Source organism: Streptomyces sp. NBC_01428 (assembly GCF_036231965.1).
In the GTDB taxonomy this organism is placed as follows: domain Bacteria; phylum Actinomycetota; class Actinomycetes; order Streptomycetales; family Streptomycetaceae; genus Streptomyces.
Genome location: NZ_CP109499.1, coordinates 7,913,430 through 7,930,993, shown reverse-complemented (window position 1 = coordinate 7,930,993; position 17,564 = coordinate 7,913,430). Strand labels below are relative to the sequence as shown.

Here is a 17,564-nt window from a genome sequence, read left to right as displayed (position 1 = left end):
CCGGCCGCGGTCGATCGTGCAGACTCGCCGCATGAAGACTGCCGAGCACGTGGAAACCCTGGACCGGGAGGGCCGGTTGCTGCGCGCCGCCGCCGAGGCGGCGGGCGTCGACGCGGAGGTGGTGACCTGCCCCGGGTGGCGGATCAGGGATCTGGTGCGGCACACCGGCATGGTCCACCGCTGGGCCACCGCGTTCGTCGCCGAGGGCCACACCTCGTACCGGCCCGACGGCGGCCTGCCGGAACTGGACGGCGACGATCTCCTGGCCTGGTTCCGCGAGGGACACGGCCGCCTCGTGGAGACACTGGCCGGGGCCTCACCGGACCTCAGGTGCTGGAGCTTTCTGCCGGCACCCTCCGGTCCCGCCTTCTGGGCCCGCCGTCAGGCGCACGAGACCACCGTGCACCGGATCGACGCCGAGTCGGCCCGGAGCGGTGAACGGGAGCCGGTCGCGGCGGAGTTCGCGGTCGACGGCATCGACGAGCTGCTGCGCGGCTTTCACGGGCGCCCGACGAGCAGGGTGCGCAGCGAGGAGCCACGGGTGCTGCGCGTGACGGCCACCGACATGCCGGGAGCCGTGTGGACCGTACGGCTGTCGGATCAGGCACCGGTGAACGACCGTGCCGAGTCCGCGGCGGACGCACCGCCCGCCGACTGCGAGGTGGCGGGACCGGCCGACCTCCTCTATCTCGCCCTGTGGAACCGCGCGCCGTTCCCGCACGTGACCGGCGATACCTCAGTCGCCGCGCTCTGGCGGGAGACGTCCGGGATCACCTGGAACTGACGACGCCGGTACGAGGCCGCTCAGGGACCGGGCGTCCGGCGATGCCCCGGTTCCGCGCTCCGGTTCCGATCCCAATTCCGGCGCCAATTCCGGCTCCGGCTCCGGCTCCGGGCGATCGGTACCGAGCCGACTTCAGGGGCAGAGACGGGTCCGCGCGGCAGCCGCAGGGGCCGCAGGGCCGGCGGCCAGCATGCGCGTGAGGACGGCACGCTGCAACGGAAGCACGTCACCGTGGAGTTGGCGCCCTCGGGCGGTGAGGCAGACGCGCACGCCCCGCCTGTCCTCCGCGCACATCCCCCGCGTCACGAGGCCGTCCTTCTCCAGACGTCCGATCAGGCGCGACAGCGCGCTCTGGCTCAGGTGGACCCGCTCGGAGATCTCCTGGACGCGGTAGGAGGAACCGCCGTCCGACGCGGCGCACCCGGCCAGGACGTCGAGGACCTCGAAGTCACTGGCACCCAGACCGTGCCGGTGCAGTTCGCGGTCGAGCTCGCACAGCGTGCGGGCATGCACCGCGAGGATGTCGCGCCACTGGTCCACGAGCCCTTGCTCGGCATTCGTCGCCGCCATGGCCGCACCGTAGCAAACGATCCACTTTGTTGCATCGTCATTAAATGCATTTGCATTGAATGCGCGTGCATGTAATCTCTGACCTCATGACCTCTCCGCTCACCCGTCCCACACCCCAGGACCGCTGGACTCCCCGGCTGTGGGGAACCCTGCTCGTGCTCTGCGCGGCGATGTTCCTGGACGCCCTCGACGTGTCGATGGTCGGCGTCGCCCTGCCGTCCATCGGTTCGGAACTGCACCTCTCCACCTCGACGCTCCAGTGGATCGTCAGCGGCTACATCCTGGGATACGGCGGACTGCTCCTCCTCGGCGGACGCGCCGCCGACCTGCTCGGCCGCCGCCAGGTCTTCCTGGTGGCCCTGGCCGTCTTCGCGCTCGCGTCGGTGCTCGGCGGACTCGTCGACTCGGGACCGCTGCTCATCGCCAGCCGCTTCATCAAGGGCCTGAGCGCCGCTTTCACCGCTCCCGCGGGGCTGTCGATCATCACCACGACCTTCGCCGAGGGCCCGCTGCGCAACCGCGCGCTGTCCATCTACACCACCTGCGCGGCCACCGGCTTCTCCATGGGCCTCGTCCTGTCCGGCCTGCTCACCGAGGCGAGCTGGCGGCTGACCATGCTGCTGCCCGCGCCGATCGCCCTCGTCGCCCTGTTCGTGGGCCTGAAGCTCATCCCGCGCAGCGACCGCGAGAAGAACCACGGCGGCTACGACATCCCGGGCGCCGTCCTCGGCACGGCCTCGATGCTGCTGCTCGTCTTCACCGTCGTCCAGGCCCCCGAGGCCGGCTGGGGATCGGCCCGCACGCTGCTCTCCTTCGCCGCCGTCGCCGTTCTGCTCAGCGCCTTCGTCGGCGTCGAGCGGCGCAGCCCGAGCCCGCTGATCCGGCTGGGCGTGCTGCGTTCCGGCAGCCAGGTCCGGGCCCAGCTCGGCGCGATGGCGTTCTTCGGCTCGTACGTCGGCTTCCAGTTCCTGGTGACCCTGTACATGCAGTCGCTGCTCGGCTGGTCGGCCCTGCACACCGCGCTGGCGTTCCTGCCGGCCGGGGCTCTGGTGGCGCTGTCCTCCACCAAGGTGGGCGCGGTCGTCGACCGGTTCGGCACTCCCCGCCTCATCGCGACGGGCTTCGCCCTGATGGTCGCGGGCTACGCGCTGTTCCTCCGCGTCGACCTCCACCCCGTCTACGCGGCGGTCATCCTGCCGACCATGCTGCTGATCGGCGCCGCCTGCGCCCTGGTCTTCCCGTCCCTCAACATCCAGGCGACCAACGGGGTCGACGACCACGAGCAGGGCATGGTCTCTGGTCTCCTGAACACCTCCGTGCAGGTCGGCGGCGCGATCTTCCTCGCCGTCGTCACGGCGGCCGTCACCGCGAACTCCTCGGAGGGGTCATCGCCCCAGGCGGTCCTGGACAGCTACCGTCCCGGCCTGATGGTGGTGACCGGCATCGCTCTCGCGGGGCTGCTGATCACCCTGCCGGGCCTGCGCACCCGGCGTCCGCGGGAGTCCGTCGTCGTCGCCCGCTCCCTGCCGAGCACGACGGAGCAGGAGCGCGTGCCCGTCCGCGACTAGGACGAGCGAGACCGTCCGACCCGCGGTGCCCGGTGGAGCCTTGCCCCACCGGGCACCGCACGGTTGACTCAGGAGATGGACAACGACGGGAATCCCAGGGACCACGACCGCGGCGCCAGGGACGGCACGGGCGGGCGGCGCGGTCAGGCCGAGCGGGACGCCGTCACCGTCGAGATCGGATACGCCCTGGCCAGCGCAGCGTTCGTCGCCGCCGTCGCCTTCGGGGTCGTCGCCGGACCCGCCCTCTTCCTGGACCTGTCGCGGGACACCGTCCGCATGCTCGTGACCGCGGGCGGCGGCCTGGCCGCCGCCGTCTTCGCCCTCCGGGTGGCCACGGTGCTGTTCCGCTTCAACGGCGGGAACCCGGCCGCTCAGCCGAGCCAGCCCGGGCGCACCAGGCCCGACTCGTAGGCGAGGACGACCAGTTGGGCGCGGTCGCGGGCGCCCAGCTTCACCATCGTGCGGCTGACGTGGGTCTTGGCCGTGAGGGGGCTGACGACCAGGCGCCGCGCGATCTCGTCGTTCGAGAGGCCGATGCCCACGAGCGCCATCACCTCCCTTTCCCGGTCGGTGAGTTCGGCGAGCGAGGCGGCCGACTCGGGTTCCTTCGAGCGGGCCGCGAACTCGGCGATCAGCCGCCGCGTCACTCCCGGCGACAGCAGGGCGTCGCCGCCGACCACCGCCCGTACGGCGCGCAGGAGTTCCTCGGGCTCGGTGTCCTTGACGAGGAAGCCGGAGGCGCCGGAACGGATCGCCTCGAAGACGTACTCGTCGAGTTCGAAGGTGGTGAGCATGACCACCTTCACGTCCCCCAGGCCGGCGTCACCGGTGATGCGACGGGTCGCGGCGAGGCCGTCCAGGACGGGCATCCGGATGTCCATCAGGACGACGTCGGGGCGCAGTTCACGCACGGAGCGCACCGCCTCCGCACCGTCGGCGGCCTCCCCGGCCACCTCGATGTCCGGTTGCGCGTCGAGCAGCGCCTTGAACCCGGCCCGGACCAACGACTGGTCGTCGGCGAGCAGTACGCGGATCACCGGTCCTCCTTGGCCTTCCACGGCAGCACCGCCAGCACACGGAACCCTCCGTCGTCGCGCGGTCCCGCCTCGATCGTGCCACCGAGCGCCGCCGCCCGCTCCCGCATCCCGGCGAGCCCGTTGCCGCTGCCGCCCGCGTCCACGCCGGTGGCCGGCCCGTCGTCGTCGATCAGGAGCCGCAGCAGGCCCCCGGCGTGATCGAGCCGGACACGCGCGCGGCGCGACCCCGAGTGCCGTACGACGTTGGTGAGCGCCTCCTGGACGATGCGGAACGCGGCCAGGTCGGTACCGGGGGCCGACGCGGGGGCCTCCCCCCGGACCTCGACCGTCAGCCCGGCGCGCGCCGCCTGCTCGACCAGTTCGGGCAGCCGGTCGAGTCCGGGCGCCGGGGTGCGCGGTGCCTCACCCGGCGCGCGCAGGGTGTCGAGCACTTGACGCACCTCGCCGAGGGCCTCCTTGCTGGCCGCCTTGATGGTGGTGAGCGCGGTCCGCGCCTGCTCGGGGTCGGAGTCGAGGAGGGCGAGACCCACGCCGGCCTGGACGTTGATGACCGAGATGCTGTGGGCGAGGACGTCATGCAGTTCCCGGGCGATCCGCAGCCGCTCCTCGTCCGCGCGGCGCCGGGCGGCCTGCGCCCGTTCGGCCCGTTCACGGGACCACTGCTCACGGCGTACCCGGACCAGTTCCGACAGCGCGACGACCGCCACTACCCAGGTCGCTACGCCGACCTCCTGCATCCAGGACGGCGGACGGTCACCCGTCGGCGGCAACCAGCGGTAGAGCCAGTGGGACACCAGCAGATGCCCCGCCCAGAGCAGCCCGATCGCGGTCCAGGCGGCCCGTCGGTGACCCGCGACGACCGCGCTGAAGCAGCCCACGGCGACCGGCAGGAAGACCGGCCCGTAGGGGTAGCCCGCGGCGACGTAGACCAAGGCGACCGTGGCCGTGCCGAACGCGACCGCCACCGGGTACCGCTGCCGCCAGAGCAGCAGCCCCGAACCCGTCAGCAGCAGCACCCGCGCGAAGACGTCGAGTCCGAGCCGGTCGCCGTGCTGGGCGTGGGCGGCGAAGGTCGAACCGAGCAGCACGAAGGCGGTCAGCAGCAGCGTGGAGCGCCACGGCCACCGCGTGCCGTGCTCCTCCTCGCTCCAGCGGTCCCAGCCGGGCGGCCCGTACCGCCGCCACGGCGGACCGCCCCCCGTCGGGGCCACGGGCGTGCGCTGCTCTTCCATGACCGTCACGCTAGACGGCCGGGCACGCGCCCGGCGTCCGCCGGGCGAGGTGATCACCCGTACTCCCCCGGGAGTACGACACGGAACCCGACGGGAGCGCGGTGGGCGCGCACCCCGGCGGGCGCCGGGCCGGTGTCGGGTACGGCCTGGACCGCCCGTTCCGCCGTGCCGGGCGGTTCAGACGGCGCTGCCCGGCTCCGGATGGACGAGCCCCACGTCGTGCGCGAGCCTCCCCACCGCCTGCCGGAAGAACGGCTCGCGGTCCTCGACGACACGGTTGAACTGGCCGAACAGCTCGAACCCGATCAACCCGTAGAGCTGCGCCCAAGCGGCCACCAGCGGCACGATCACATCGGGCGGCAGGTCGGGCGCGAGATCCGCCGACATCCGCCGCGCCTCGGCCGTCAGGTCCGCGGCCAGCGCGGACCGCGCCACGCCCTTGCCGCGGTACGCGTCCCGCACCACGCCGATCAGCAGCAGCCCGACCCGGGCTGCGGCCGGCACGGTCTCCTGCGGCGCGACGTAGCCGGGGACGGGCGAGCCGTAGATGAGCGCGTACTCGTGCGGATGCGCCAGCGCCCACCGGCGGGCCGCCAGACACACGGCGATCCAGCGGGCCCGGGGTCCGGCCTCGGCGACGGCGGCGTGCGCGGACTCGGCGGCCTCGCCGAGGGAGTTGTAGGCGTCGATGATGAGGGCCGTGAGCAGGTCGTCGCGGCTGGGGAAGTAGCGGTAGAGCGCCGAGGAGACCATCCCGAGTTCGCGGGCCACGGCCCGCAGGGAGAGCTTCGCGGCGCCGTCCGCGGCGAGCTGTCTGCGCGCCTCGTCCTTGATGGCCGCCGTGACCTCGATCCTGGCTCGGGCGCGTGCCCCTCGTGCGGTACTCATGAGGGGCAGTCTCCCACGTTTTCAGAGCAGTGCACACAAACGAGAGCAGCGCTCCGCGATGAGAGCGACGCTCCCGATCGGAACAGGTGCTCCAAAACGAGAGCGGTGAACAAATACGAGAGCAGTGCTCTTGCTTTTGGGCACCCATCTCCGGCAGACTTACCTCAAGCGAGAGCAGTGCTCACAAAAGAGAGCGGCGCTCCCACCACGGATCTCAAGGGGTCACCGTGTCGACACATGTCCAGAAGCCCGGCTGGTTCACCGTCAACATCCTCAACCGCACCGTGGCCTGGACGACCAGGCGGGGCCTCAGCGTCTGGGGTTCGCGGGTGCTGGCCGTCCGGGGCCGCAAGAGCGGCGAGTGGCGCACGACGCCGGTCAACCTGCTCACCGTGGACGGGAAGCAGTACCTCGTGGCCCCCCGCGGTCACGTCCAGTGGACGCACAACATGCGGGCGGCCGGCGGCGGCGAGCTGCGCCTCGGCAAGAAGGTGGAGGCCTTCACCGCCGTCGAGGTCGCCGACGACGACAAGGTCCCGCTGCTGCGCGCCTACCTCAAGCGCTGGAAGGCCGAGGTCGGGGTGTTCTTCGGCGGCGTCGGTCCCGACTCGTCCGACGAGGAGCTGCGCCGCATCGCCCCCGACCACCCCGTCTTCCGGATCGCGGTCGGGAGCTGACGCCGGCCGACGCGCCTATCCCTCCGCGCCCTTGGGCTCCACGCCCTGCGGTTCGCCGTCCTGGCCGTCGGCGTCCTTGGGGTCCGCGTCCTTGGCCTCCGCGATCTGCGGCGCCCGGTCGAGAGCGGTCAGGGCACGCCCGACCATGGGGCGCGACCGCACGATCTCGCCCAGCGTCGTGGAGCCGCGGGTGATCCCCGTGAAGGCCTTCCACACCGGGCGGATCCCGGTGAGACCCGCGTGGAACACGCCGGGACGGCGCTCGAAGGCGGCGAGCAGACGCTTGCCGACGCTCATCTCGACGCCGAGACCCGCCTTGATCGCGAACGCGTAGTTCAGGGCCTGGCGCCGGGCGTCGACGGCGTCGTGCGCCTCGGCGATCCGCACCGCCCACTCCCCCGCGAGCCGGCCGGAGCGCAGCGCGAACGAGATGCCCTCACGGGTCCACGGTTCGAGCAGTCCCGCCGCGTCGCCGCAGACGAGCACCCGGCCGCGCGACAGCGGCGAGTCGTCGGCGCGGCAGCGCGTCAAGTGACCGGAGGAGATGGACGGTTCGAACCCGGCGAGGCCGAGCCGGGCGATGAAGTCCTCCAAGTACCGCTTGGTGGCCGCTCCTTCACCGCGGGCGGAGATGACGCCGACGGTGAGGGTGTCCCCCTTCGGGAAGACCCATCCGTAGCTTCCGGGCATGGGGCCCCAGTCGATCAGGACGCGGCCCCTCCAGTCCTCGGCGACCGTCTCCGGCACCGGGATCTCGGCCTCCAGGCCGAGGTCGACCTGATCGAGCTTCACCCCTACGTGTGCCCCTATGCGGCTGGCGCTTCCGTCGGCGCCGACCACCGCGCGCGCCAGGACGGTCTCGCCGCCCTGCAGGACCACGGCGACGGTGCGCCGGTCCGGCACGGCCGAGCCGTGCTGCTCGACGCGGGACACCGTGGCCCCGGTGCGCAGTTCGGCGCCCGCCTTCTGGGCGTACTCGACGAGTTGCTGGTCGAACTCGGGCCGGTTGATCAGCCCGAACAGCATCTGCCGGGATCGCCGCGTACGGGCGAACCTGCCGTCCATCGAGAAGGTGACCGCGTGCACCCGGTCCTTGAACGGCAGCTCGAAGCCGGGTGGCAGGGCGTCCCGGGAAGGACCGATGATGCCGCCGCCGCATGTTTTGTAGCGGGGCAGTTCGGCTTTCTCCAGGAGCAGGACGCTGCGTCCCGCGACCGCTGCCGCGTAGGCGGCCGAAGCGCCCGCGGGCCCCGCGCCGACGACTACGACGTCCCACACCTGCTGCCCGTCGTCCGCCGCACGCCGCACGTCGTCCGCCGAAGAGTTCTCGCTGCTCACGTTGGTCTACTGCTCCCAGTCCAGCCGTCTGCCGCACCTGTCCCCCGCATCCTACGGCGGGCATCGCCGCAGGCCACTGTGGGAGGATCGGCAGCGCACCCGTCCCGCACACCGGGACGTGTGCACGCATCACCGATCACTTGTACACAGAAGTACAACGTCGCACCTACGAGGAGCGTGCCCATGTCGTCGAATCCGGTCGCCGAGACCGTCGCCTCGCTCATGCCCCGGGCGAAGGCGGAGCTCACCGAGCTGGTGGCCTTCAAGTCGGTGGCGGACTTCGACCAGTATCCGAGGAGCGAGAGCGAGGGAGCGGCGAACTGGATCGCCGACGCGCTGCGTTCCGAGGGCTTCGAGGACGTGGCGCTGCTGGACACCCCGGACGGCACCCAGTCCGTGTACGGCTTCCTGCCGGGCCCCGACGGCGCCAAAACGGTTCTGCTGTACGCGCACTACGACGTGCAGCCGCCGCTGGACGAAGCGGCCTGGGCGACCCCGCCGTTCGACCTGGTGGAACGTGACGGCCGTTGGTACGGGCGGGGCAGCGCCGACTGCAAGGGCGGGGTCATCATGCACCTGCTGGCGCTGCGCGCGCTGAAGGCGAACGGCGGCGTGCCGGTGCACGTCAAGGTGATCGTCGAGGGTTCCGAGGAGCAGGGCACCGGCGGTCTGGAGCGGTACGCCGAGGAGCACCCGGAGCTGCTCACCGCCGACACCATCGTCATCGGCGACGCGGGCAACTTCCGGGCGGGTCTCCCGACGGTCACGGCGACGCTGCGCGGCATGACCCTCGTACGGGTTCAGGTGGACACCCTGGAAGGGAACCTGCACTCGGGACAGTTCGGCGGTGCGGCACCCGACGCGCTGGCCGCGCTGATCCGGCTGCTGGACTCGCTGCGGGACCGGGACGGCTCGACGACCGTCGACGGTCTGGACGCCGCGTCCGTGTGGGACGGCCTGCAGTACGAGGACCAGGCGTTCCGTGAGGACGCCAAGGTGCTCGACGGGGTGGAGCTGATCGGCTCCGGCACCGTCGCCGACCGCCTCTGGGCGCGTCCGAGCGTGACCGTCCTCGGGATCGACTGCCCGCCGGTCGTGGGCGCGACGCCCTCCGTGCAGGCGGGTGCCAGGGCGCTGGTCAGCCTGCGGGTGCCGCCGGGCGTGGACGCCGGCGAGGCGACGAAGCTGCTCCAGGCGCACATCGAGGCGCACACGCCGTGGGGCGCGCGCGTCACCACGGAGCAGATCGGCCAGGGCCAGGCGTTCCGGGCCGACACCTCCAGCCCGGCGTACGCGTCGATGGCCGCGGCCATGGCCGTCGCCTATCCGGGCCAGGAGATGCAGTCCTCGGGCATGGGCGGCTCGATCCCGCTGTGCAACACCCTCGCCTCGCTGTATCCGGAGACGGAGATCCTGCTCATCGGCCTGAGCGAGCCGGAGGCGCAGATCCACGCGGTGAACGAGAGCGTCTCCCCGGACGAGCTGGAGCGCCTGTCGGTCTCCGAGGCGCTGTTCCTGCAGAACTACGCGGCGAGCTGAGCCACACGAACTGCGCGGCGCAGCCGAGCACGCGCCGAGACGGAGGGCCCGCACCGCACGGTGCGGGCCCTCTCGGTCTCCTCGGCCCGTCGCCCGACCGGAACCGGACCGGCGCACCACGCCGACCGGCCTCGGACGAGCCGCCGTTGCCGGGTGTCCGACGGTGTCGCGGCACCGCTCGGCACCCGGACGAGCCGCCTCCGCCGCTCCGCCGTCGGTCTGCGGCAGGGCGGGACGCTCATGGCAGCCCGGCCGGGGTGTCGGGCCGGGGCCGTCGGTGCGGCGGTGTCAGCCGAGGGGGATGCCGGCCTCCAGGTAGAGCGCGGCGCCGCGTTCGCGGGCGCGCAGGGCCCAGCGGAGCCGTTCGTAGCGGACGGGCGGCAGGAGGTCGGCGGCCTCCTGTTCGGTGACGAAGCGCCACTCGCGGAGTTCGGGGCCCGGCAACAGCAGCCCCCGCGCGGCCTGTTCGTCGAGGCGGCCACCGTCGAAGAGGAGCCGCAGGCCGCCGTAGCCGGGGGGTGCGGGGGATTCCCAGTCGATGACGAGGAGCGTGGGTACCTCGTCCAGGACGAGGCCGGTCTCCTCGGTGACCTCGCGCATCCCGGCGCGTGCCGGGGCCTCTCCGGCCTCGACGACCCCGCCGGGGAACTCCCAGCCGGCCTTGTACGTGGGATCGACGAGCAGGAAGCGGTCGTGCTCGTCGAAGAGGAGCACTCCGGCGGCGACCGTCTCGGCGGTGGGTTCCGGGGTCTGCACGATGTCGCACACGGGCGCGTCCCCGCCGCGGACGGCGTCGGCGATGCGGACGGCGGTGTCGTACGGGGTGAGCGCGCTGGTGTCCACGGGGTGGGCGTCGGCGGTGAGCCAGCCGAGCGCGGCCCGGTAGGGCTCGATGTGGTCGTAGGACCACTGCCGCACACGCGTCTCGCCGTCGGGCTCCGGGGACACCTCGCGCCCGGCTATTCGCTCGCGCAGGATCGTTTCCGCCGGGGCGAGGAGCACGTGGTGCACCGGAATGCGGCGGGCGGCGAGTCCGCCGAAGATCTCGTCCCGGTACTCCTGGCGGAGCAGGGTCATGGGGACGACGAGGACACCTCCCAGCTCGGCGAGCATCGCGGCGGCCGTGTCGACCACGAGCCGGCGCCAGATCGGCAGGTCCTGGAAGTCGCCGACCTCGGCGAGGTGTTTGGCGGGGAGCAGGTGCGTGAGTGCGCCCCCGACGACCTCGGGGTCGAAGAGCGTGCTGTTCGGGATCAGCTCGATCAGTTCCCGTGCGGTGGCGGTCTTTCCCGCACCGAACGCACCGTTGATCCAGACGATCACGATTCCCCCTCTTCTGTTGGCCCCCTGAGGCTTGCCCGCTCCACCCTGCCACGGAAACCAGCCGCTGATGAGGGGGCACCTACGGCGTGGCGCCGGTGTCCCCGTGCTGGGGACACCGGCGCCTGGGGTCGGGGTGTTCAGCTGTTCGTGCCGCCCAGGGCCCCTTCGTCGACCGCCAGGCTGTCGCTGCCGACGGTGTGGTCGACGGCGCTGAGCGTGTCGTTGACGTTGAGGTCGCTCAGGGCGTCCGCGTCCACGGCGTGCGACGGGGTGATCGCCGCGACGACGAACCCGGTGGCGAGGGAGGCGATGGCGAGCATGCTGCGCTTCTTCATGCCCGGTTCAACTCCGAAGGCGGGGAGGGGGTCACGGGTGGATCACCTTCCTCGTCCCGACCCGGTGGCGATCGGTGCGCGCCCTCGGCTCATCGAGTGATGCGATCACACACCTTCCAACAGAGTCCGACAGGTCCTACCGTAAACGCGCACCATTGTCGCGGACATGAAGACACCCCATCTGTCGCGAGTTCGGAGGAACGTAACGATGCGTCACCTTCACACCCGCACCACCCCCACACCCCCCGGAACCGGCACGGCCCGCACCGTACGTGCGCCGCACCCGGGCCGTACCAGAGTGGCCGGAGCACTGGCCGCAGGCCTGTTGTGCGCGGCCGGCCTCACCACGCCCGCGCTCGCCGCGCCGGGCGGCGCCACCGCGGCGGTCCCCGCCGTGCGTACCGTCTCCCCCACCTCCGCGGACGGGCTCGCCCTCACCCCGCCGATGGGCTTCAACAACTGGAACTCCACGCACTGCCGGGCCGAGTTCGACCAGGACATGGTCGAGGGCATCGCCGACCTCTTCGTGGAGAAGGGGCTCAAGGACGCGGGCTACCAGTACGTCAACCTCGACGACTGCTGGGCGCTGCCGTCCCGGGACGCGGACGGCAAGCTCGTCCCGGACCCCGAGCGGTTCCCGGGCGGGATCAAGGCCGTCGCCGACTACGTGCACTCCAAGGGCCTCAAGCTGGGCATCTACACCAGCGCCGGCACCAAGACCTGCGACAGCGTCGGGTTTCCCGGCGCCCTCGGCCACGAGTACAGCGACGCGCGGCAGTTCGCGGACTGGGGCGTCGACTACCTCAAGTACGACAACTGCAACAACCAGGGCGTGGACGCGCGATCGCGGTACACGACCATGCGGGACGCACTGCGGGCCACGGGCCGGCCCATCGTCTACAGCATCTGCGAATGGGGCGAGAACAAGCCCTGGGAGTGGGCCTCCGACGTCGGGCATCTGTGGCGCACGACCGGCGACATCAGCGACAGCTGGGGCTCGATGCTCTCGATCCTCAAGCAGAACCTGCCGCTCGCCCCGTACGCCGGACCGGGGCACTGGAACGACCCGGACATGCTGGAGGTCGGCAACGGCGGGATGACGGACACGGAGTACCGATCGCACTTCTCGATGTGGTCGGTCATGGCGGCGCCCCTGCTCATCGGCTCCGACCTGCGCACCGCCTCCGCCGCGACCTTCGACATCCTCGGCAACAAGGAGGTCGTCGCGGTCGACCAGGACCCGCTGGGCAAGCAGGGGTCGGTCGTCTCCTCGACGGACGGGCGCTGGGTCGTCGCCAAGGAGATGCGGGACGGCAGCCGCACGGTGGCGCTGTTCAACGAGTCGGGCACCGCGCAGCGCATCGCGACGACCGCGGCCGCCGTCGGCCTGCCCGGCGCGGACGCCTACACACTGCGCGATCTGTGGCGGCACCGCAGTTCCAACACGGCGGGCACGATCGCGGCCACCGTCCCGGCGCACGGCACCGTCCTCGTCCGGGTCTCCGCGGACCCCGCGTGGGCCAAGAACCCGCCCGCCGTCGAACTGGGCCTGGAGGGAAGCCCGTTGGTCGAGGCGGGCAGGACGGCCACACTGACGTCCGCGGTGACCGACCTCGGGCGCACCTCCGCCACCCGGGTGGCGGTGACGCTGCGCGGCCCGGCCGGCTGGACGGTCGCCGCGACGGGACCGACGACCGCGGCCTCGCTCCCCACCGGGCGCTCCCTGCGGACGACGTGGCGGGTGACCGCGCCCGCGGGGACGGCCGCCGGATCGTACGACCTCGCGCTGAAGGCCGTCTACCGCTCGCCGACCGGGATCACCGCCGACGCCGAACTTCCGGTGCGGGCCTCCGTGGTGGTGGCTCCCCCGGCGGGCACGTCCCCGCTCGGGGACCTGCCCTGGCTCTCGACGACCAACGGCTGGGGGCCGGTCGAGCGCGACACGAGCAACGGTGAGGAGGGCTCGGGCGACGGGGGGACCCTCACCATCGGCGGCGTGCCGTACGCCCGAGGACTGGGCGTGCACGCCGGGAGCACGGTCGAGTACTACACCGGCACGGCCTGCGAGCGCGTCACCGCCGATGTCGGGCTCGACGACGAGAAGGGCGCCAAGGGCACGGTCGCCTTCGAGATCTGGGCGGACGGGACGAAGGTCGCTTCCACCGGCGTCCTGACCAACGCGATGCCGGCACAGGCCCTCACCGCCGACGTGACCGGCGCCCAGGTGGTCCGCCTGGTCGTCACGGACGGCGGTGACGGCATCGACTCGGACCACGCGGACTGGGCCGACGCGAAGCTCAGTTGCTGACGCCCGTCGCCCTGTCCGGTCCGACTCCCTTGCGGGACGGGTGTCGTGGTCCCGGTCACCGGGACCACGACGGTCAGACGCGGGCCTCGGCCGCGCTCGCCTTCCGGGTGAGCGCGGCCGAGGCGGCGCCGACCAGACCGGCGTCCGTGCCCATGAGCGCGGGCGCCACGGTCAGCCGCTGGACGAAGGAGAGCGTCGCGTAGTCGGCCAGCGCCCTGCGCAGCGGGGTGAACAGCACGTCGCCGGCCTTGCCGACGCCGCCGCCGATCACCGCGATGTCGATCTCCACGAGGGTCGCGGTCGCCGCGATGCCCGCGGCGAGGGCCTGGGCGGCCCGCTCGAAGGACGCCACGGCCACCGGGTCGCCCGCACGGGCCGCCTCGGCCACCGCCGCGGCCGAGGTGTCACCGTCGGGTCCGGGCTGCCAGCCGCCCTCCATCGCGCGGCGGGCGATGTTCGGGCCGCTCGCGATGCGCTCGACGCAGCCGCGCGAGCCGCAGGGGCAGAGATCGCCGTCCAGGTCGACGCTGATATGCCCGATGTGGCCGGCGTTGCCGGTGGGACCGGGGTGCAGCCGGCCGTTCAGCACGAGGCCGCCGCCCACGCCGGTGGACACCACCATGCACAACGCGTTGTCGTGACCGCGGGCGGCGCCCTGCCAGTGCTCGGCCGCGGTGATGGCGACGCCGTCGCCGATCAGCTCGACGGGCAGCCCTCCGGCGGCCTTGGCGGCCCGCTCGACCAGCGGGTAGCCGCGCCAGCCCGGGACGTTCACGGGGCTCACCGTGCCGGCCGAGGCGTCGACCGGGCCCGCGCTGCCGATACCGAGGGCGCCGGCCCTGCTCCACAGCGGGGAGTCGGACAGCTCGCCGATCACGTCCTCGACGGCACGCATCACGGTGTCGCCGTCCTCCTGCGCGGGCGTCGCGCGCTGCGCGCGCACCAGGATCCGGCCGTGGCCGTCCACCAGCGCTCCGGCGATCTTGGTGCCGCCGATGTCGAGCGCGGCCACGAGGTCGGTGTGCATCAGAGTCAGATCTCCCATGGGGTGTCGTGACGGGCCCGCCGCGCCGCGGGTCCGGGTGCCTGTTTCCGGCCGAAAACGGAGCAGGATCGGGCCCCGTCGTACGCCGCGCGGCAGGCGTCCGCGGACGACGGGAACCGTGCGCCCTGGGGAAGACGCAGGCCGGAGATTGCGGTGGACAGTGTCTCCCGCATCTGACAACGTTGTCCAGGCTCTATGCTCGACGCCACATCCTCATACAACCCCATGGACCTACGCATCCCCGTGGACGACAGGACAGGACAGCACATCGTGGCCGAGACCGCCCGCCGATCCGAGAACCGCTACGGCAATCGTCCGACCATGAAGGACGTGGCGGCGCGTGCGGGAGTCGGCCTGAAGACGGTCTCCCGCGTGGTGAACGGCGAGCCCGGCGTCACCCCCGACACCGAGCGGCGCGTCCAGGAGGCCATCGACGCCCTGGGCTTCCGGCGCAACGACAGCGCCCGGGTGCTCCGCAAGGGCCGCACCGCCAGCATCGGTCTCGTCCTGGAGGACCTCGCCGACCCCTTCTACGGGCCGCTGAGCCGCGCGGTCGAGGAGGTGGCCCGGGCCCACGGCGCCCTGCTGATCAACGGTTCCAGCGCCGAGGACCCGGACCGCGAGCAGGAACTGGTCCTCGCCCTGTGCGCGCGACGCGTGGACGGGCTGGTCGTCATCCCGGCCGGTGACGACCACCGCTATCTGGAGCCGGAGATAAAGGCGGGCGTCGCCACGGTCTTCGTGGACCGCCCCGCCGGGAGGATCGACGCCGACGTCGTCCTGTCCGACAGCTTCGGCGGCGCACGGGACGGCGTCGCCCACCTCATCGCGCACGGACACCGCAGCATCGGCTTCATCGGCGACATGCCGCGCATCCACACGGCCGCCGAGCGTCTGCGGGGCTACCGGGCCGCCATGGAGGACGCCGGGATAGTCGTCGAGGACGACTGGATGTCCCTCGGCGTCACCGACCCGCAGCGGGTGCGCGAGGCGGCCGAGACGATGCTCTCCGGCCCCTCCCCCGTCACCGCCGTCTTCGCCGGCAACAACCGTGTCACCGTGACCGTCGTCCGCGTGATCGCCGAACGCGGCCGTCCCGTGGCGCTCGTCGGTTTCGACGACATCGAGCTCGCCGACCTCCTGGAACCGGGCGTCACGGTCGTCGCCCAGGACGCCGCCGCCCTCGGCCGCACCGCGGCGGAACGCCTCTTCCGCCAGCTCGACGGCACCCTGCTCGCCCCGGAGCGCATCGAACTCCCGACCCGCCTCATCACCCGCGGCTCGGGCGAACTGCGGCCCGCGCGCTGAGGACGACGGCGCGGAACCGGGCACACCGAAGGCGCGCCACCTCCCGGGAGGTGGCGCGCCTTCGGTGTGAACAGCCCTCAGGTGGGCGGCCGACCCCGTGCACCGGGGCCCGTCGCCTACTGGCCCGAGATCGTCAGGTCCCCCCGCCGCGGTGACGCGAAGGCCTCCAGGTCGGCCCGGGTCTGGCCGGTCGCGCGGGCCACCTCGGCGATGTCGAGGGCGCCGCAGTCGAGGCCGCGCAGCAGGTAGCCGCTGAGGGCCTTGGCGGTGGCGGGCTCGTCCATCACGTCGCCCTCCGCGTGGTTGGCGTAGCGGGCCAGGCGACCGGCGGCCTGTTCGAAGCCCTCCCGGTAGAAGGCGAACACGGCGGCGTAGCGGGTGGGGATGTGGCCGGGGTGCATGTCCCAGCCCTGGTAGTAGGCGCGGGCCAGGGCGCGACGGGTGAGGCCGTAGTGCAGGCGCCAGGCGTCGTGCACCTTCTGGGTGGTGCCGACGGGCAGCACGTTGGTGGAGCCGTCGGAGACGCGGACGCCGGTGCCCGCTGCGGCGACCTGCATGATCGCCTTGGCGTGGTCGGCGGCCGGGTGGTCGCTGGCCTGGTAGGCGGCGGAGACGCCGAGGCAGGCGCTGTAGTCGAAGGTGCCGTAGTGCAGGCCCGTGGCGCGGCCCTCGGCGGCCTGGATCATCCGGGCGACGGTCGCGGTGCCGTCGGTGGCGAGGATGGACTGGCTGGTCTCGATCTGGATCTCGAAGCCGATCCGGCCGGGCTCCAGGCCGCGCGCCTTCTCGAACTGCTCCAGGAGCCGGACCATCGCGGTGACCTGCTCGGGGTACGTCACCTTGGGCAGGGTGAGGACCAGTCCCTCGGGCAGGCCGCCGGCCTCCATCAGGCCCGTCAGGAAGATGTCGAGGGTGCGGATGCCCCGGTCGCGGACCGGCGCCTCCATGCACTTCATGCGGATGCCCATGTAGGGGGCGGCGGTGCCGTTCTCGTAGGCCTCGGCGATCAGCCGGGCGGCGCGGGCCGCCGTGGCGTCCTCCTCGGCGTCCGGGCGCGGTCCGTAGCCGTCCTCGAAGTCGACGCGCAGGTCCTCGACGGGTTCGCGCTCCAGCTTGGCGCGGACGCGGTCGTACACGGGCCCGGCGAGTTCGTCGGACAGGCCGAGGACCGCGGCGAAGGAGGCGGCGTCGGGGGCGTGTTCGTCGAGCGCCGCGAGGGCGCGGTCGCCCCAGGTGCGCAGGGTGTCGGCGGCGAACGCGTCGCCGGGGACGTACACGGTGTGGACGGGCTGGCGGGTGCCGGGGTCCCCGGGGTAGCGGCGCTCCAGTTCGGCGTCGACCGGGGCGAGGGAGGCGCTGATCTCCTCGCTGACGGCTCCCGCGAGGCTCGTCGTCACCTTCTCCTGCTGGCCCTGACCCATTCCACACCCTCCTGTTTTCCGCACTACGGAATCAACAATCCGTAGAGCGAAGTTATCCGGCGAGCTTCTCGCGGGTCAACACCCTCTTGGATCCTGGGACACGGCCGCGGCCCGCGTACCCGGCCTCCCCAGGATGCACCGAGGCCCCCGGGACCGGCGCGCGGTCACGGGGGCCTCGTGGAGCACGGAGC

At 72.5% G+C, this 17,564-nt stretch carries 16 protein-coding genes; 7 read left to right on the top strand and 9 right to left on the bottom strand.

The window, feature by feature from the left end:
* The first annotated feature begins 31 nt into the window (after positions 1-31).
* Positions 32-784, top strand: coding sequence for a maleylpyruvate isomerase family mycothiol-dependent enzyme (locus OG406_RS34555; protein WP_266853610.1), 753 nt, complete (start codon positions 32-34; stop codon positions 782-784).
* A gap of 132 nt (positions 785-916) precedes the next feature.
* Here the strand turns inward: OG406_RS34555 and OG406_RS34550 are convergent, their stop codons facing one another.
* Positions 917-1,354, bottom strand: coding sequence for a MarR family winged helix-turn-helix transcriptional regulator (locus OG406_RS34550; RefSeq protein WP_329189579.1), 438 nt, complete (start codon positions 1,352-1,354; stop codon positions 917-919).
* Between the two features lie 86 nt (positions 1,355-1,440).
* Between OG406_RS34550 and OG406_RS34545 the strand changes: the two genes are divergently transcribed.
* Positions 1,441-2,922 (top strand): MFS transporter, encoded by a 1,482-nt coding sequence (locus tag OG406_RS34545; protein WP_266853614.1) that lies wholly within the window; start codon positions 1,441-1,443, stop codon positions 2,920-2,922.
* A 75-nt stretch (positions 2,923-2,997) separates the two neighbouring features.
* Complete coding sequence (locus OG406_RS34540) at positions 2,998-3,333, top strand: DUF6332 family protein (RefSeq protein ID WP_267052205.1); 336 nt, start codon at positions 2,998-3,000, stop codon at positions 3,331-3,333.
* Here OG406_RS34540 and OG406_RS34535 read toward each other — a convergent pair.
* From OG406_RS34535 to OG406_RS34525, 3 genes are all read right to left on the bottom strand, one after another.
* A complete protein-coding gene (locus OG406_RS34535) occupies positions 3,294-3,959 on the bottom strand; it encodes a response regulator (protein ID WP_164374467.1) in 666 nt (221 codons plus the stop codon). The genes OG406_RS34540 and OG406_RS34535 overlap by 40 nt on opposite strands.
* Positions 3,956-5,191: a sensor histidine kinase gene (locus OG406_RS34530; protein WP_329189575.1), complete on the bottom strand. Its 1,236-nt coding sequence runs from the start codon at positions 5,189-5,191 to the stop codon at positions 3,956-3,958. Before OG406_RS34530 ends, OG406_RS34535 begins: the two co-directional genes overlap by 4 nt.
* A gap of 177 nt (positions 5,192-5,368) precedes the next feature.
* Positions 5,369-6,079 carry a TetR/AcrR family transcriptional regulator gene (locus OG406_RS34525; protein ID WP_329189573.1) on the bottom strand — a complete coding sequence of 237 codons (711 nt, stop codon included), beginning with the start codon at positions 6,077-6,079 and terminating at the stop codon, positions 5,369-5,371.
* Between the two features lie 227 nt (positions 6,080-6,306).
* Here OG406_RS34525 and OG406_RS34520 point away from each other — a divergent pair, with 227 nt between their 5' ends.
* On the top strand, positions 6,307-6,756 hold the full coding sequence (locus tag OG406_RS34520; RefSeq protein WP_164374470.1) for a nitroreductase family deazaflavin-dependent oxidoreductase: 450 nt from the start codon (positions 6,307-6,309) through the stop codon (positions 6,754-6,756).
* A 15-nt stretch (positions 6,757-6,771) separates the two neighbouring features.
* On the opposite strand, the gene OG406_RS34515 is transcribed toward OG406_RS34520, so the two are convergent.
* The gene (locus OG406_RS34515) at positions 6,772-8,094 is read right to left on the bottom strand and encodes a geranylgeranyl reductase family protein (RefSeq protein WP_266853624.1); all 1,323 of its coding nucleotides are present in this window, start codon (positions 8,092-8,094) and stop codon (positions 6,772-6,774) included.
* A 183-nt stretch (positions 8,095-8,277) separates the two neighbouring features.
* On the opposite strand from OG406_RS34515, the gene OG406_RS34510 reads away from it, so the two are divergent.
* The gene (locus OG406_RS34510; protein ID WP_329189570.1) at positions 8,278-9,633 is read left to right on the top strand and encodes a dipeptidase; all 1,356 of its coding nucleotides are present in this window, start codon (positions 8,278-8,280) and stop codon (positions 9,631-9,633) included.
* Positions 9,634-9,921: 288 nt separating this feature from the next.
* Here the strand turns inward: OG406_RS34510 and OG406_RS34505 are convergent, their stop codons facing one another.
* Both OG406_RS34505 and OG406_RS34500 read right to left on the bottom strand, forming a co-directional pair.
* Positions 9,922-10,959, bottom strand: coding sequence for an NUDIX hydrolase (locus OG406_RS34505; RefSeq protein WP_266619812.1), 1,038 nt, complete (start codon positions 10,957-10,959; stop codon positions 9,922-9,924).
* A gap of 134 nt (positions 10,960-11,093) precedes the next feature.
* Positions 11,094-11,291: a hypothetical protein gene (locus OG406_RS34500; RefSeq protein ID WP_081222930.1), complete on the bottom strand. Its 198-nt coding sequence runs from the start codon at positions 11,289-11,291 to the stop codon at positions 11,094-11,096.
* Between the two features lie 208 nt (positions 11,292-11,499).
* Between OG406_RS34500 and OG406_RS34495 the strand changes: the two genes are divergently transcribed.
* Entirely contained in the window at positions 11,500-13,599 is a 2,100-nt protein-coding gene (locus OG406_RS34495; RefSeq protein WP_443067127.1) for an NPCBM/NEW2 domain-containing protein, read from the top strand.
* A gap of 73 nt (positions 13,600-13,672) precedes the next feature.
* On the opposite strand, the gene OG406_RS34490 is transcribed toward OG406_RS34495, so the two are convergent.
* On the bottom strand, positions 13,673-14,626 hold the full coding sequence (locus tag OG406_RS34490) for an ROK family protein (protein ID WP_266619816.1): 954 nt from the start codon (positions 14,624-14,626) through the stop codon (positions 13,673-13,675).
* 243 nt (positions 14,627-14,869) lie between these two features.
* Between OG406_RS34490 and OG406_RS34485 the strand changes: the two genes are divergently transcribed.
* Positions 14,870-15,952: a LacI family DNA-binding transcriptional regulator gene (locus OG406_RS34485; RefSeq protein ID WP_203661319.1), complete on the top strand. Its 1,083-nt coding sequence runs from the start codon at positions 14,870-14,872 to the stop codon at positions 15,950-15,952.
* Between the two features lie 116 nt (positions 15,953-16,068).
* Here OG406_RS34485 and OG406_RS34480 read toward each other — a convergent pair whose 3' ends face one another.
* The gene (locus OG406_RS34480) at positions 16,069-17,373 is read right to left on the bottom strand and encodes a DUF6986 family protein (protein ID WP_329189566.1); all 1,305 of its coding nucleotides are present in this window, start codon (positions 17,371-17,373) and stop codon (positions 16,069-16,071) included.
* Positions 17,374-17,564 lie beyond the last annotated feature (191 nt).